Genomic DNA, 14,472 nt, shown 5'->3' with positions numbered 1-14,472 from the left:
TAAAAATTTTATTATGAAAAAGAAAATATTTGTTGCTCTATGTTCAATGTTAGTTTTTGCGTCGTGTGGGGGTTCTGATGATGATGTGGTTGTTGCGCCTCCCGTAGAGCCAGAATTAGAAAGTCCCGTAGCGGTAGCTGATGCATTCAACGCAGAAGAAAATACAGACTATATAATTCAAAATCTTACTGCTAATGATGATTTAGCTTCTGGAGCTCGTATTGTTTCTATTGACGCAGCAACTGCCCAAGGAGGTGCTCTAACAGATAATCGTAATGGTAGTTACACATATATTTCTAAGGCTAATTTTGTAGGTGAAGATACTTTTACCTATCAACTATGTCTTAACACAGATACAAGTATTTGTTCACAGGCTACTGTTACCATAACTGTTGCAGATGCGGGAACACCAGTTGCTAAAGAAGACAACGCGGCTACAGCCAAAAACACTTCTTTAACACTTGTAAATTTATTAGATAATGATGAGTTGCTTGATGGAGCTATACTCACGAGTGTTGATTTTTCAGCTAGTACTGGTACAGGTGTATTAAATAGTAATGGCTCTGTTACCTACACTCCTGCGACAAACGTTTTAGGTGAAGATACATTTATATATACAATTTGTGATAATGATGCGACTCCTAGCTGTTCTACAGCAACGGTAACCATAAATGTTTTAGAAGCGGTAAGTTTTACTATTCCTGCGCAATTACAAAGTTATTATGCAGACGTGAGCTTCTTTGAAGATGGAGATCTCACATTTGATGCTTTAAGTTCATATACAGTGGCAAAGCACACCACAATTTTAACCTATACACAGCGTCACCAATTTTTATATGATGCAGATGCAGATTTGAGTAATGCTGCTAATGTGATTTTAATGTATTCTGGAGAAAGTCGTGATGAGCGCGAGTATACTTCAGGAAGCAATTCTCATTCACCTCAAACATTTAATACCGAGCATATTTTCCCACAGTCACGTTTAGCTACTGAAGATGCCGTGACAGATTTGCATCATTTACGTTCTGCAGATAGTGATGTGAATTCATTACGATTAAACTATCCGTTTGTAGATGGTAGTGGGGCCTACAAATTGATAAATGATAATTCATGGTATCCTGGTGATGAGTGGAAAGGGGATGTTGCAAGAGCTGTTTTATACTTGAATATACGATATGGTGAAGACTTTAAAAAAGTAGGAAATCTTGATTTGTTTTTAAAGTGGAACCGTGAAGATCCTGTTTCAGATTTTGAGAAAAACAGAAACAAAGTTATAGAAACGGCTCAGGGTAATCGTAATCCGTTTATAGATAATCCATATTTAGTAACTTTAATTTGGGGAGGAACACCCGCTGAAAATACTTGGAACTAGTTTCTAATTAAAGCTTAATTAAAAACCCTTCCATTTTTAAACGGAAGGGTTTTTTGCATTTAAAGCATTTCGGTTTCAGTCCTTTCAGAGCAAAAAGTTATCTTTGATTTTTAAAATTTCAGACTATGTATACTACCGTACAATTTGTGCATTCGTACTGGGCTTATTTGGCTCTTATTATCCTTACAATAACAACTATTAATGTGCTCGTTTCTTATTTTTCGGGTAAAGAATTTGGAGCTCGTGACTTTAGGTTGGCGTTGTTTACTTTAATTGTTTCACACATTCAATTATTAATAGGTATTGTGCTTTATTTTGTTTCTCCATTAGGAGCAAAAGCAATAGCATCACAAGGTATGGGTGCTGCGATGAAAGATCCTAATCTACGTTTGTATGTGGTAGAGCATCCCATTGCAATGATTCTCACTATTGTTTTTATTACAGTAGGGTATAGTAAGCATAAGAAAAAATTAACTTCAAAGCCTAAGTTTAAACTATTGGCTATATTTTACACCCTTGGTCTTATTGTAATGCTAAGCCGCATTCCGTGGTCAAACTGGTTTTAGAAGATCGTAGATTTCAGACATAAGTATTAAGCATAAAAAAAGCTCCGTAATCAAAATGATTACGGAGCTTTTTCAATTGTTGCAAACCGCAAACCGAATCTAGCGATTCATCCAGTCTTCAATCTCTTCAACTTCTAAGGGAATATTGCGCATGAGATTAAAAGGTTCACCTTGTTCCTGAATTACTAAATCATCTTCTAATCGAATTCCAAAACCTTCTTCGGGAATATATATACCGGGTTCAACCGTAAATACATTATTGGCTTGCATGGGTTCGTGCAATAAACCATAATCATGTGTGTCTAGGCCAATATGGTGGGAGGTGCCGTGCATAAAGTATTTTTTGTATGCGGGCCAGTCTTTGTTTTCATTTTGAACATCAGCTTTGTTGAGAAGTCCAAGTCCCAATAACTCTGAAGTCATCAACTTACCTACTTCTTCGTGATAGGGTCCCCAAAGATTTCCTGGTGTAAGCATTTTTGTAGCTTCTTTCTTAACGCGTAAAACGGCGTTGTAAACCTCTTTTTGTCGCGCTGTAAACCTTCCGGAAACAGGAATAGTACGGGTCATATCACTACTATAATTTGCATATTCTGCTCCTACATCTAGCAAAATTAAGTCGCCTGCCTTGCATTCTGCATTGTTAACGATATAATGCAGCACGTTAGCATTATTTCCTGAGGCAACAATGGGTGTGTATGCAAAACCACGTGAGCGATTGCGTAGAAACTCGTGCATAAACTCAGCCTCTATTTCGTATTCCATCACACCTGGCTTTACAAACTGAAGAATACGCTTGAAGCCTTTTTCAGTAATATCGCAGGCTTTTTGTAGTAAATCTATCTCTATAGGATCTTTTACAGATCGTAAGCGCTGCAATATAGGATTGCTTTTAGCTACGCTATGTGCCGGGTATTGTTCCTTTATTTTTTTATTAAATCGAGCTTCACGGGTTTCGGTTTCTACATTGGCACGGTAATGCTCATTTGTATTTATGTAAAGCGTCTCTGCTTGGGTCATCAATTCATAAAAAACCTTATCCCACTCTTGTATCCAATACACCGTTTTTACACCGCTAACTTCAAGAGCTTTTTCTTTTGTGAGTTTTTCTCCTTCCCATACGGCAATGTGGTCATTCGTTTCTTTTAAAAATAAAATCTCGCGGTGTTTTTCTTTAGGACAATCAGGGAAAAGTACCAGAATACTCTCTTCCTGATCTACCCCACTTAAAAAGAATAAATCTCTATTTTGCTGAAAAGGCATCGTGCTATCTGAGCCTATGGGATAAATATCGTTACTATTAAAAACAGCAAGACTATTTGGCTTCATCGCAGCCATAAAATCTTTACGGTTATTTATATACAGATTGCGATCTATAAGGTCGTATTTCATAGTTGTAATTTGAATTTACTCAAAGGTAAAAACAACATGATTAAAGGGTGTTAAACTCTTTTTAAATTGTTTAGATTTCTTTAACAAATAGGTATTTTTAAAAGCATAAAACTGTTTTACTATGCACATTCGATTTTTACTCCTTTCTATTTCTTTAAGTGTTTTTTCAAGTTCATTTGCTCAGCAACCGGCCACTTCGCCAGAATTACTAACACGATCTCTTGAAGCTAAAGAAGCTTTAATTTCAAATTCTATTGTTAAAAATATTCCTTTTAAAAATGCAGGCCCTACCATTATGAGTGGCCGCGTGGTTGATATTGAAGTAAATCCTGAAAATAGCACAGAGTTTTATGTAGCATATGCGACGGGAGGTGTTTGGCATACAGTGAACAACGGTATTACGTTTACTTCAGTTTTTGATAGTGCACCTACTCAAAATGTGGGTGACATTGCGGTAAACTGGGCATATAAAATAATTTGGGCAGGTACTGGCGAGACTATTTCTTCAAGATCTTCCTACGCAGGGGTAGGTATTTTAAAAAGTACAGATAATGGTAAAACCTGGGAGAATACAGGCCTTTACGATTCGCACCATATTAGTGATATTATTGTAGATGAAGAAAATCCTGATGTAGTACTTGTAGCTGCCCTGGGTCATTTGTATTCTCCTAATGACGAACGAGGCATTTTTAAGACTACAGATGGCGGAAAAACCTGGAATAAAACCTTGTTTATAAATAGTGATACAGGCATTATCAATCTGGGTGCCGCGCCAGAAAATGCTAATGTATTATACGCAGCTGCTTGGGATAGAGCGCGTATGGCCTGGGATTTTAGAGGTTCGGGAGAAAACTCTGGGATTTATAAATCTACTGATGCAGGTGACAGCTGGTCGTTAGTAACGACAGGAAATGGTTTTCCGCAAGGAAAAGGAGTAGGGCGTATAGGTCTTGCAGTTGTTAATGCAAATACCCTTTATGCAATACATGATAATCAGGATATGCGTGATGATTCTAAAGAGAAGAAGGCAGAAAAGAAAGATGAAGATTTAAAGCCTGAAGCATTTAAAAATATGACTTCCGCAGCATTTTTAGAATTGAATATCGATGAGCTTGATGACTACTTGAAATCAAATCGCTTTCCAAAACAATACACGGCTGCTAAAGCAAAAGAATTGGTAAAGTCTGGTGAGTTTAAAGCATCAGATTTCTATTTGTATACTTTCGATAAGAACAGTCCTGACTCTGAAGGTGAGGTTATAGGTGCAGAAATCTATAAATCTAATGATGGTGGTAAAACCTGGGGTCGTACACACGAAGGCTATATAGAAGATTTCTTTTATTCCTATGGATATGTTTTTGCAGAAATGGATGTAAATCCCCAGGATGAAAATGAAATCTATTTAGTGGGTGTTCCGCTTATTAAATCTACAGATGGTGGAAAAACATTTACCTATATAGACGAACCAAATTTACATGTAGATCATCATATTATTTGGGTAGATCCTAAAATGCCTAATCATCTAATTAATGGTAATGACGGAGGTTTAAATATGTCTTATGACGGTGGTAAAAGCTGGTCAAAAATAAACTCGATGCCTTTAGCGCAGTTTTATGCAATTAATGTAGACTATGAGAAACCGTATAATATTTATGGAGGTTTACAGGATAATGGGACATGGAAGGGGCCTCACAATTATGTGTATTCTAAAGATTATGAGGCAGAAGGTCAATACCCCTTTAAGCGCGTAGGAGGAGGCGATGGCATGCAGGTGCAGATAGATCGCAGAGATAGTGATATTATTTATGTGGGTTCGCAGTTTGGGTTTTACAATCGGCTAAATTTAAAAACAGGGGAGCGTGTGTTTATAAAACCGAGTCATGATCTTGGGGAAGCACCATATCGTTTTAATTGGGAAACGCCCATTTTGCTTTCATCACATAATCAGGATATCTTGTATATGGGCGGCAATAAGTTAATGCGTTCTATGAATCAAGGTGACACGTGGACGGCTATTTCGCCAGATCTTACAGCAGGCGGTAAACAAGGTAATGTACCTTACGGAACGCTCACAACTATAAGTGAATCTGTATTTCAGTTCGGTTTAATTTATACCGGTAGTGATGATGGGGTGATTCAGGTCACTCAAGATGCCGGTGGCAGCTGGAATATTATTTCAGAAAACTTACCTCAAAATTTATGGGTGAGTAAAGTAACTGCTTCGGCTCATAAAAAAGGAAGGGTATATGCAGCTTTAAATGGCTATCGCTATGACGATTTTAAGCCCTATGTATATTTAAGCGATGATTATGGGCAGAGCTGGAAAGATATAAGCTCTAATTTGCCACTTTCTCCCATAAATGTAATTATAGAAGACCCTGTTAAAGAAAATATTCTGTATTTAGGAACAGATGACGCGAGTTATGTAAGTTTTAATACTGGTGATAGCTGGGAGGTTTTAGATGGAAGTATGCCTAATGTAGCGGTTCACGATTTAGTAATTCAAACCGAAGCAAATGATCTGGTTGTGGGCACGCACGGAAGATCTATATTTATAACAAATCTTGATGAGATTCAGAATTTTGATCCTGCCAAGGCCGAAAATTTACAAGTTTTTAAAATGAAAGATGTAGATTTTTCAACAAACTGGGGCAGGTCTTGGAGTGCTTGGAGTACAGCGAATACGCCAGAAACCAGCATTAAGTTTTATGCTCCTAAAGCAGGCGAGGCTAAACTAGATATTTTGAGCAAAGCTGGTAAGCCTGTCAAATCCTGGTCTGTAAATGCAGATATGGGCTTTAACCATGTAGTTTATGATTTAAGTATTTCTGAAGATGGGAAGAAGCAATTAGAAAAAGAGACAAAAGATCTAAAAATCACAAAGGCTCAAAATAACGTGTTTTATCTGCCGCCGGGTACTTATACCGTGCAAATAAACGCAGCTGGTAAATCTGCTAAAACAATGTTTGAAGTAAAAGAGGGTAGTCGTCGTAGAGATCGCGCAGAGCGAGCTGCACAAGCACAAGAAGATTAAGATATACACGTATGAATTTAAGCCTGAGTATCCCGGCGTTGTTGTTTCCTGCAATTTCGTTGACAATGTTAGCTTATAATGCCAGATACCTGGCGATAGCTGCTTTAATTAGAGAGTTGCATAAACGTTATCAGGATAGCTCTTCATCACCTGTAAAAAAGCAAATTAAACAATTGCGAAAGCGGCTGGGTATTATAAAAGCCATGCAGGCTATGGCAATTGTTAGTTTTCTGTTAGCAGTTATAACTATGTTTTTTATTTATATTGAAAGAAGTTTTCTTGCAAATATTGTGTTTGGAATAAGTTTGATTGCATTAATGATTTCACTAACACTGTCTTTTATCGAAGTACAATTAAGTACTCGGGCACTTGAGATACAATTAAATGATATGGATGATTGAAGAATGTAATATAATAAGTAAGTTATTTGATTTACGCTAAGAGACTCCAGACCATAGTTGAAGACTTAATTATATAATATTATGTTTAACGAGAAGCCTATATTTCAAAGGTTTTCGTAAGAAATATTAAACATTTTTTTTATTATTTAAAACCATTCCAAAAGCGGTCTCAAAGTTTGTGAAACAACCTTTTGAGCCGTATTTTTGTGCCACTAAATAAAAAACGTAAATAAATGGGAATCATTTCCTCTTCTATCGCCCGAAAAGTTGCCATGGCACTTTCAGGTTTATTCCTTGTATTGTTTTTAGGTCAGCATTTCACAATTAACTTAACATCGACCTTTAGCCCAGAAACTTTTAATGAGTTTTCTCATTTTATGGGAACTAACTTTCTGGTTCAGGCAATACTTCAACCTGTATTAATCTTTGGAGTTATTTTTCACTTTGTAATGGGTTTCATTCTTGAAGTTCGTAACCGTGCTGCACGTAAAATCAACTACGTGAATTACAAAGGAAGTGCAAACTCAAGCTGGGTTAGCCGTAACATGATTTACAGTGGTCTTGTAATTTTAGCATTCTTAGGATTGCATTTTTATGACTTCTGGTTTCCTGAGATTGTACACAAATACATTGAGTCAAACCCTGCTGATGCTACGCGTTACTATGGGGAGTTAGTAGAAAAGTTTGAAAGCCCGGTTAGAACAGGTCTTTATGTGCTTTCTTTTGTTTTCTTAGCGCTTCACCTGTTTCACGGTTTTGCTTCTTCTTTTCAATCTGTTGGCTTTAATAACAAATACGCGACAAGCTTGAAGAAGTTTGCTAAGTTTTATGCAATCGCAATACCTGCGGGTTTTGTTTTTATCGCGTTGTTTCACCATTTTAATCACTAGACGATGTCAGAATTAAAATCAAATATACCAGACGGCCCACTTGCAGATAAGTGGACTCAACATAAAAATGATATTAACCTGGTTAACCCGGCAAACAAACGTAACATAGATGTTATTGTTGTGGGTACAGGTCTTGCGGGAGGTAGTGCTGCTGCAACGTTAGCAGAGTTAGGCTATAACGTAAAAACATTTTGCTATCAAGATTCTCCACGTCGCGCACACTCTATTGCGGCGCAGGGAGGTATTAACGCAGCAAAAAATTACCAGGGAGACGGGGATTCTAACTACCGCTTATTTTACGATACTGTAAAAGGTGGGGATTATCGCTCACGTGAAGCTAATGTATATCGTCTTGCTGAAGTATCAGGAAACATTATTGATCAGTGCGTTGCTCAGGGAGTTCCTTTTGCACGTGAATATGGCGGACTTTTAGATAACCGTTCTTTTGGTGGGGTTTTGGTTTCCAGAACTTTTTATGCAAAGGGACAAACGGGACAGCAGTTGCTTTTAGGAGCATATTCTGCAATGAACCGCCAGATTAACAGAGGTAAAATTCAACCTTTTAACCGTCACGAGATGTTAGATCTTGTCTTGGTGGGTGGTAAAGCGAGAGGTATTATTGCTCGTGATTTAGTTACCGGGGCAATAGAAAGACATTCTGCTCACGCTGTTGTTTTAGCGAGTGGTGGTTATGGTAATGTATTTTTCCTATCTACAAATGCAATGGGAAGTAACGTAATGGCAGCTTGGAGAGCACACCGTCGCGGTGCTTACTTCGCTAACCCTTGCTATACGCAGATTCATCCTACGTGTATTCCAGTTTCAGGAGATCACCAGTCTAAATTAACGTTGATGTCAGAATCTTTACGTAATGATGGGCGTATTTGGGTTCCTGCAAAGAAAGAAGATGCAATTGCTATTAGAGAAGGTAAAAAGAAACCAACTGATCTTTCAGAAGAAGAAAGAGATTATTATTTAGAGCGTCGTTATCCTGCTTTTGGTAACCTGGTTCCTCGTGATGTAGCTTCCAGAGCAGCAAAAGAACGTTGTGATGCAGGTTTTGGTGTTAATAAAACGGGTGAGGCGGTATATCTTGATTTTAAGAGCGCAATTAACCGCTATGGTAAGGAAGAAGCTTTAATACACGGTAATCCTAATCCTTCAGATAAAGAAATATATGACTATGGTAAAGCTGTAGTAGAAAATAAATACGGAAACCTCTTCCAGATGTATGAGAAGATCGTAGATGAAGATCCGTATAAAACCCCAATGATGATTTATCCTGCAGTGCATTACACAATGGGTGGTCTATGGGTAGATTACAATTTACAGACTACCATACCTGGTTGTTATGCAGCAGGAGAAGCAAACTTCTCAGATCACGGAGCTAACCGTCTAGGAGCTTCAGCTTTAATGCAAGGTCTTGCAGATGGATATTTTGTGTTGCCATATACTATTGGAGATTATCTTTCTAAGGATATTCGTACCGGTAAGATACCTACAGATTCTCCAGAATTTGATCAGGCAGAAAAAGATGTGCGTGAGCGCATGACAAAGTTAGTGGGCGGAAAGGGTACGCATTCTGTAGATTATTACCACAAACGTTTAGGAAAAATTATGTGGAATAAATGCGGAATGTCTCGTAACGCAAAAGAGCTTCAGGAAGCTATGGATGAGATTTCTGCTTTACGAGCAGATTTCTGGGAGAATGTAAAAGTACCGGGAAGTATAGATTCTAAAAATGCAGAATTAGAAAAAGCCGGAAGAGTAGCAGATTTCTTAGAATTAGGGGAGCTTTTTGCTAAAGATGCATTAACTAGAAATGAATCTTGCGGTGGTCACTTTAGAGAAGAATATCAGACTCCAGAAGGAGAGGCCTTAAGAGATGATGAAAACTTTAGTTTTGTATCTGCCTGGGAATATAATGCAGACCCACGTGAGGCTAAATTGCATAAAGAACAATTGACTTTTGATAACATCGAAGTTAAAACGCGTTCTTATAAATAATAATTAAAAGATAACTTTTACTATGAAGTTAACACTCAAAATATGGCGTCAGGAAAGCGCTAAAGCTAAAGGGGCGATGAAAAGCTACCAGATTGATGGGATTGACGGAGATATGTCTTTTCTAGAGATGCTAGATGTGCTTAATGAAGATTTGATTAATAAAGGTGAAGTGCCGGTAGAATTTGATCATGATTGTCGTGAAGGAATTTGCGGTAGTTGTTCCTTACAAATTAATGGAGAACCCCATGGTCCAGACCGTTTAGTTACTACGTGTCAGTTACATATGCGTAAGTTTAATGATGGTGATACTATTACAATAGAGCCTTGGAGAGCAACTGCATTCCCGGTAATACAGGATTTAATTGTAGATCGTTCTTCTTTTGATCGTATTCAGCAGGCAGGTGGTTATATCTCTGTAAATACTTCTGGTAATACTGTAGATGCAAATGCGATTCCTATCGAGAAGCAAAATGCAGACGACTCCTTTTATGCAGCTACGTGTATAGGTTGTGGTGCGTGTGTAGCAGCTTGTAAGAATGCAAGTGCTATGTTATTTACATCTGCAAAAGTTTCACAGTTTGCTTTATTACCACAAGGTGAAGTAGAAGCTACAGAGCGTGTGCAAAATATGGTACGTCAGATGGATTTAGAAGGTTTTGGTAACTGTACTAATACTGGAGCTTGCGAGATAGAATGCCCTAAAGGAATTTCTTTAGAAAATATCGCTCGTATGAATCGTGAGTATTTAAGTGCTGTCTCAAAGGGATAAATTTTTCGCAAAGCGGAAATTATAAATAAAACACCCGATAGATTTTAAAATCTATCGGGTGTTTTTACATAAAATAAGTTCCTCGAAAGGGTGGGTCAGCTAATTAGATTGATCTAAACTTTTTGTAGATATCAGATTATCCGAATAACCACTCCACTACATCATTCATCTTAGCAACTTTAACTATAGTAATGCCGTAATTTTCATTCGGTATTTTACAGTATTTAGAAACCATTATAGTGCTAAAACCTAGTTTTTCAGCCTCAAGAATACGCTGTTCTACGCGTGTAACCGGGCGTATTTCTCCTGCAAGTCCTACCTCTGCGGCAAAACAAATATCTTTTGCTACAGCAATATCTTCATTGCTTGATAAAATAGCTGCTACTACCGCCAGGTCAATAGCTGTATCATCAACGCTAATGCCTCCGGTAATATTTAAGAAAACATCTTTTGCTCCAAGTCTAAAACCAGCACGTTTTTCCAGAACAGCAAGAATCATATTCAATCGCTTAGCATTATAGCCAGTTGCGCTTCGCTGCGGTGTACCATAAACAGCAGTACTTACTAGAGCCTGTATTTCTATCATTAAAGGACGCATCCCTTCTAAGGTTGCTGCTATCGCAGTTCCGCTAAGTTCTTCATCGTTCTTTGATATTAATATTTCAGACGGATTAGAAACTTCACGCAACCCGCTGCCTTGCATCTCGTAAATGCCAAGTTCGTTTGTAGAGCCAAAGCGGTTTTTATGAGCTCTTAATATTCGATAAACATGATTGCGGTCGCCTTCAAATTGTAAGACGGTGTCAACCATATGTTCCAGAATTTTAGGACCTGCGATATTTCCATCTTTTGTGATGTGGCCTATTAGTATTACTGGAGTTGCTGTTTCTTTAGCAAACTTTATAAGTTCTGTTGTGGTCTCCCGTATTTGAGATATACTACCGGCTCCGCTCTCTACATAATCTGTATGCAGTGTTTGAATTGAATCTATAATTACAATATCTGGCTCTACGGCTTCAATCTGTTTAAAAATGTTTTGAGTTTTAGTTTCTGTGAGAATCAGGCAGTTTTCAGCATTGGGGTTTATGCGTTCTGCGCGCATTTTTATTTGCTGAGCACTTTCTTCTCCAGAAACATAAAGCGTTTTATAGGGTAGCATTAATGCAATTTGCAGCATTAGGGTGCTTTTTCCTATACCCGGTTCACCGCCTAGTAGTGTTAAGGAACCCGGCACTAAACCGCCTCCTAAAACACGATTAAGTTCGTTATTCTTAGTATTTAAGCGAGCTTCAGCGGTGGTGTCTATCTCCTGAATACGCTGTGGTTTTGCCACCTGTTTTGTTGTTGAAGTTTCAACTTTCCAGCTTGATTTTTCTGCCTTTTGTATTACTTCTTCAGCAATTGTATTCCATTCTTTACAAGAGGTACATTGCCCTTGCCATTTTGCAAATTGGGCCCCACAATTCTGACAGAAAAAGGTTGTTTTAGTCTTTGCCATTAATATCCGAAATCATCTTTTATACGTTGAGCACGAGCCATTAAAATATCTTTATCAACATCGCCTGCGCTTTTTAATACCAGTGCGCTCTCATAGGTGCGCATAGCTTTTTTAGTGTCTCCATTCCCTTCATAAGACCTGCCTATATAATAGGCTCCTAATACCGTCTCGGGATATTCTTTACGAGCAAGTTTACCTAGATTTTCAAAACCGTCCCAATCTGCTTTTTTCTCTAGTGCGGCGGCAATAGCGATAAAGTCATTAATGCGTATTTTATCTTTTATACCGAAGAGATTTTCAATAATCTCATATTTTTCGGTCAGATAATTAAACGGAGATTCTGCTGAAAGAATATTTTCTTGAAACTCTTTTTTTGTAATAGGTCTGTACACTGCAAATATCTGTTCTAGAGCACTGGGTATTGCTTTGCCTGCAAGCGTGTAATGCGTAGCGTGTTCAAAATCATCAAAATAATATTTAAGGTTAGTGTTTTCTATGTTTTGAAGAGCCACATTAAGTATCTGTGTAGATTTGCGCAGTGCTTCTATATCTTCAGTTCCTGTTGCCTGATAGTAGAATATTTTGTTTTCAGTCTTCTGAAGTATATCGGTTAAGCGCTCAATCATTTGTGGTGCAAGATCTGGACTTAAAGAAATATATGCATTAAATAATGGCGGATTTTTCATCAGGTAATAGTTAGCAAAACCGGCAGTCGCATCGTGACCTACTATTAAATTGAAAGGCGCCAAGCGGTATTTTTTGCTTAGCCACGGAAAAAGATCCTGACCTATAAAATTGAAGAAAGAGGCGCCTTGCTCTGTGGGTAAAAAATTACTATCATCATACTGAGTGTCGTCCATGCGATTGGGTTGCATAACGCCTACTACGATGGCTTGAGGCATGTCTTCCCAATAGCTATAATAATCAACATTGCCAGCGATAGGTTCAAAAAGATAATCTGCATCGAGTACTATAATTACAGGGTAATTTTTGTCTTTATTAGTCTCGTAGTTACGAGGTAGCTGTATTTTTACCTGTCTGCTTTCACTAAAATTTGTTGAAGGAATAGTTTCATACAAAACCTGTGCATTTAGAAAGCTGCTAAAAAGCAAAAGTAAGAGTAGTGTTTTTTTCATAGTAGGTAGATTTTTTGAATACCTCAATTTAACCATAAAATGGCTAAGCTACCTAATAGATGTGGTCGTGATTACTTATTTCGATTTAATACCGGTAATAAAATAAATGAGAGTGCTCCTAAGACAATAACAAGAAGTGTTTGTGAGCCCCATATAATCCAACCAAAAGCTTCACCACCTTCTTTGCTAAATCCAAAAAAGACGAAAAGTGCACCTATAGTTATAGGGTAGACTCCAATGCCTCCATTTGTGACAGATATAGAAAAGGAGCCAATAACAAATGCAGCCAGTATGATGCCTAATGAAGCAGTGGAAATTTCCGGAATCGTAAATTTCACAACCCAAAACATCATTACATACATAATCCAGATAAACAATGTATGTGCGATAAATGCAGTTTTATGTTTCATATGCAGGATACTGCGCATACCCTCTAAAAGGCCGGACATAAATTTTTTGATCTTTAAAAAAAATCCTGACTTTGAGTTTTTGACTATTCTAAAACCAATATAGATCCCTCCAACCGCAACTATTAGAAACGCTACGGTATATAATGGATTAATATTTTGATCTTTTAAATAGGTTAAAAGTAAATCTGTTTGCATAAAAATGGCAATAGCAACAACCAGTAGAAGCATTACAAAATCTGCTATGCGTTCTGAAATTATAGTACCAAAGCCTTTCTCAAAAGGGATGTCTTCATAAGTGGTTAATAGCGCTCCTCTTAAAAGTTCACCACTTCTAGGGATTCCTAAATTTGCGAGATAAGCAGCCATTACAGCCATAAACCTATTAGAGAGGTTAGGTTTATAGCCCATAGGTTCTAATAGATATTGCCAGCGATAGGCTCTTGAAAAATGGCTTAAGAAGCCAAATATCAAAGAAATGAAAATATAAATAGGATCTGCTTTTTTAATATTCTCCCATAGCGTAGCACGCTCTTCTGGAGTAGCTGAACTCAATGAATAATATATAAGGAAGATCCCTAAACCAAGAGGGATTAAAACTTTAAGAAGTTTTATAAGTTGCTTTTTATTCAATGTTATTTAAGCAAATTTGTTTCTTCATTTGGGAAAACTAATGAAGGCTTAAATGCTTTTGCTTCTTCAAGTTCCATAAAGGCGTAAGCAATTAAAATAAGAATATCACCTTTTGCAACCTTGCGTGCTGCAGCACCATTGAGTGTAATTTCTCCGCTGCTTCTGGGGCCGGGAATTGCATACGTTTCTAAACGTTCTCCGTTTGTAACATTTACGATTTGCATGCGCTCGCCTTCTATAACTCCGGCAGCATCCATAAGATCTTCGTCTATAGTGATGCTTCCGATGTAATGAAGTTCTGCTCCGGTAACTTTTACGCGGTGTATTTTAGACTTTACAACGTTAACTAACATGATGTAAAAATAAG

General features: G+C 37.6%; 12 protein-coding genes. 7 read left to right on the top strand and 5 right to left on the bottom strand.

Annotation, left to right across the window (positions count from 1 at the left end; all coding sequences use genetic code 11):
• Positions 1-13 precede the first annotated feature (13 nt).
• On the top strand, positions 14-1,372 hold the full coding sequence (locus ACIGAM_RS02145) for an endonuclease (RefSeq protein ID WP_396509813.1): 1,359 nt from the start codon (positions 14-16) through the stop codon (positions 1,370-1,372).
• Positions 1,373-1,497: 125 nt separating this feature from the next.
• Positions 1,498-1,938 carry a hypothetical protein gene (locus ACIGAM_RS02140; protein WP_028376916.1) on the top strand — a complete coding sequence of 147 codons (441 nt, stop codon included), beginning with the start codon at positions 1,498-1,500 and terminating at the stop codon, positions 1,936-1,938.
• A gap of 99 nt (positions 1,939-2,037) precedes the next feature.
• Here ACIGAM_RS02140 and ACIGAM_RS02135 read toward each other — a convergent pair whose 3' ends face one another.
• Positions 2,038-3,330: an aminopeptidase P family protein gene (locus tag ACIGAM_RS02135; protein ID WP_396509812.1), complete on the bottom strand. Its 1,293-nt coding sequence runs from the start codon at positions 3,328-3,330 to the stop codon at positions 2,038-2,040.
• 121 nt (positions 3,331-3,451) lie between these two features.
• Here ACIGAM_RS02135 and ACIGAM_RS02130 point away from each other — a divergent pair, with 121 nt between their 5' ends.
• The 5 genes from ACIGAM_RS02130 (at position 3,452) to ACIGAM_RS02110 (ending at position 10,431) form a co-directional block, all read left to right on the top strand.
• Positions 3,452-6,364, top strand: a complete 2,913-nt coding sequence (locus ACIGAM_RS02130; protein ID WP_396509811.1) for a WD40/YVTN/BNR-like repeat-containing protein — start codon at positions 3,452-3,454, stop codon at positions 6,362-6,364.
• 11 nt (positions 6,365-6,375) lie between these two features.
• On the top strand, positions 6,376-6,765 hold the full coding sequence (locus ACIGAM_RS02125; protein WP_396509810.1) for a DUF2721 domain-containing protein: 390 nt from the start codon (positions 6,376-6,378) through the stop codon (positions 6,763-6,765).
• Positions 6,766-6,998: 233 nt separating this feature from the next.
• Positions 6,999-7,655: a succinate dehydrogenase cytochrome b subunit gene (locus tag ACIGAM_RS02120; protein ID WP_396509809.1), complete on the top strand. Its 657-nt coding sequence runs from the start codon at positions 6,999-7,001 to the stop codon at positions 7,653-7,655.
• 3 nt (positions 7,656-7,658) lie between these two features.
• Complete coding sequence (locus ACIGAM_RS02115; protein WP_396509808.1) at positions 7,659-9,662, top strand: fumarate reductase/succinate dehydrogenase flavoprotein subunit; 2,004 nt, start codon at positions 7,659-7,661, stop codon at positions 9,660-9,662.
• 22 nt (positions 9,663-9,684) lie between these two features.
• A complete protein-coding gene (locus ACIGAM_RS02110) occupies positions 9,685-10,431 on the top strand; it encodes a succinate dehydrogenase/fumarate reductase iron-sulfur subunit (protein WP_396509807.1) in 747 nt (248 codons plus the stop codon).
• Between the two features lie 136 nt (positions 10,432-10,567).
• On the opposite strand, the gene radA is transcribed toward ACIGAM_RS02110, so the two are convergent.
• The 4 genes from radA to panD form a co-directional block, all read right to left on the bottom strand.
• Positions 10,568-11,929, bottom strand: coding sequence for a DNA repair protein RadA (gene radA / locus ACIGAM_RS02105; protein WP_396509806.1), 1,362 nt, complete (start codon positions 11,927-11,929; stop codon positions 10,568-10,570).
• Positions 11,929-13,065: an alpha/beta hydrolase gene (locus ACIGAM_RS02100; protein ID WP_396509805.1), complete on the bottom strand. Its 1,137-nt coding sequence runs from the start codon at positions 13,063-13,065 to the stop codon at positions 11,929-11,931. Before ACIGAM_RS02100 ends, radA begins: the two co-directional genes overlap by 1 nt.
• Positions 13,066-13,136: 71 nt before the next feature.
• Positions 13,137-14,105 carry a YbhN family protein gene (locus ACIGAM_RS02095; protein WP_396509804.1) on the bottom strand — a complete coding sequence of 323 codons (969 nt, stop codon included), beginning with the start codon at positions 14,103-14,105 and terminating at the stop codon, positions 13,137-13,139.
• A 2-nt stretch (positions 14,106-14,107) separates the two neighbouring features.
• Positions 14,108-14,458 (bottom strand): aspartate 1-decarboxylase, encoded by a 351-nt coding sequence (gene panD, locus ACIGAM_RS02090; protein ID WP_396509803.1) that lies wholly within the window; start codon positions 14,456-14,458, stop codon positions 14,108-14,110.
• Between the last annotated feature and the right edge of the window lie 14 nt (positions 14,459-14,472).

The organism is Leeuwenhoekiella sp. NPDC079379 (genome assembly GCF_044542075.1).
Taxonomy (GTDB): domain Bacteria; phylum Bacteroidota; class Bacteroidia; order Flavobacteriales; family Flavobacteriaceae; genus Leeuwenhoekiella.
This window is presented reverse-complemented; position numbering and strand designations above follow the sequence as displayed.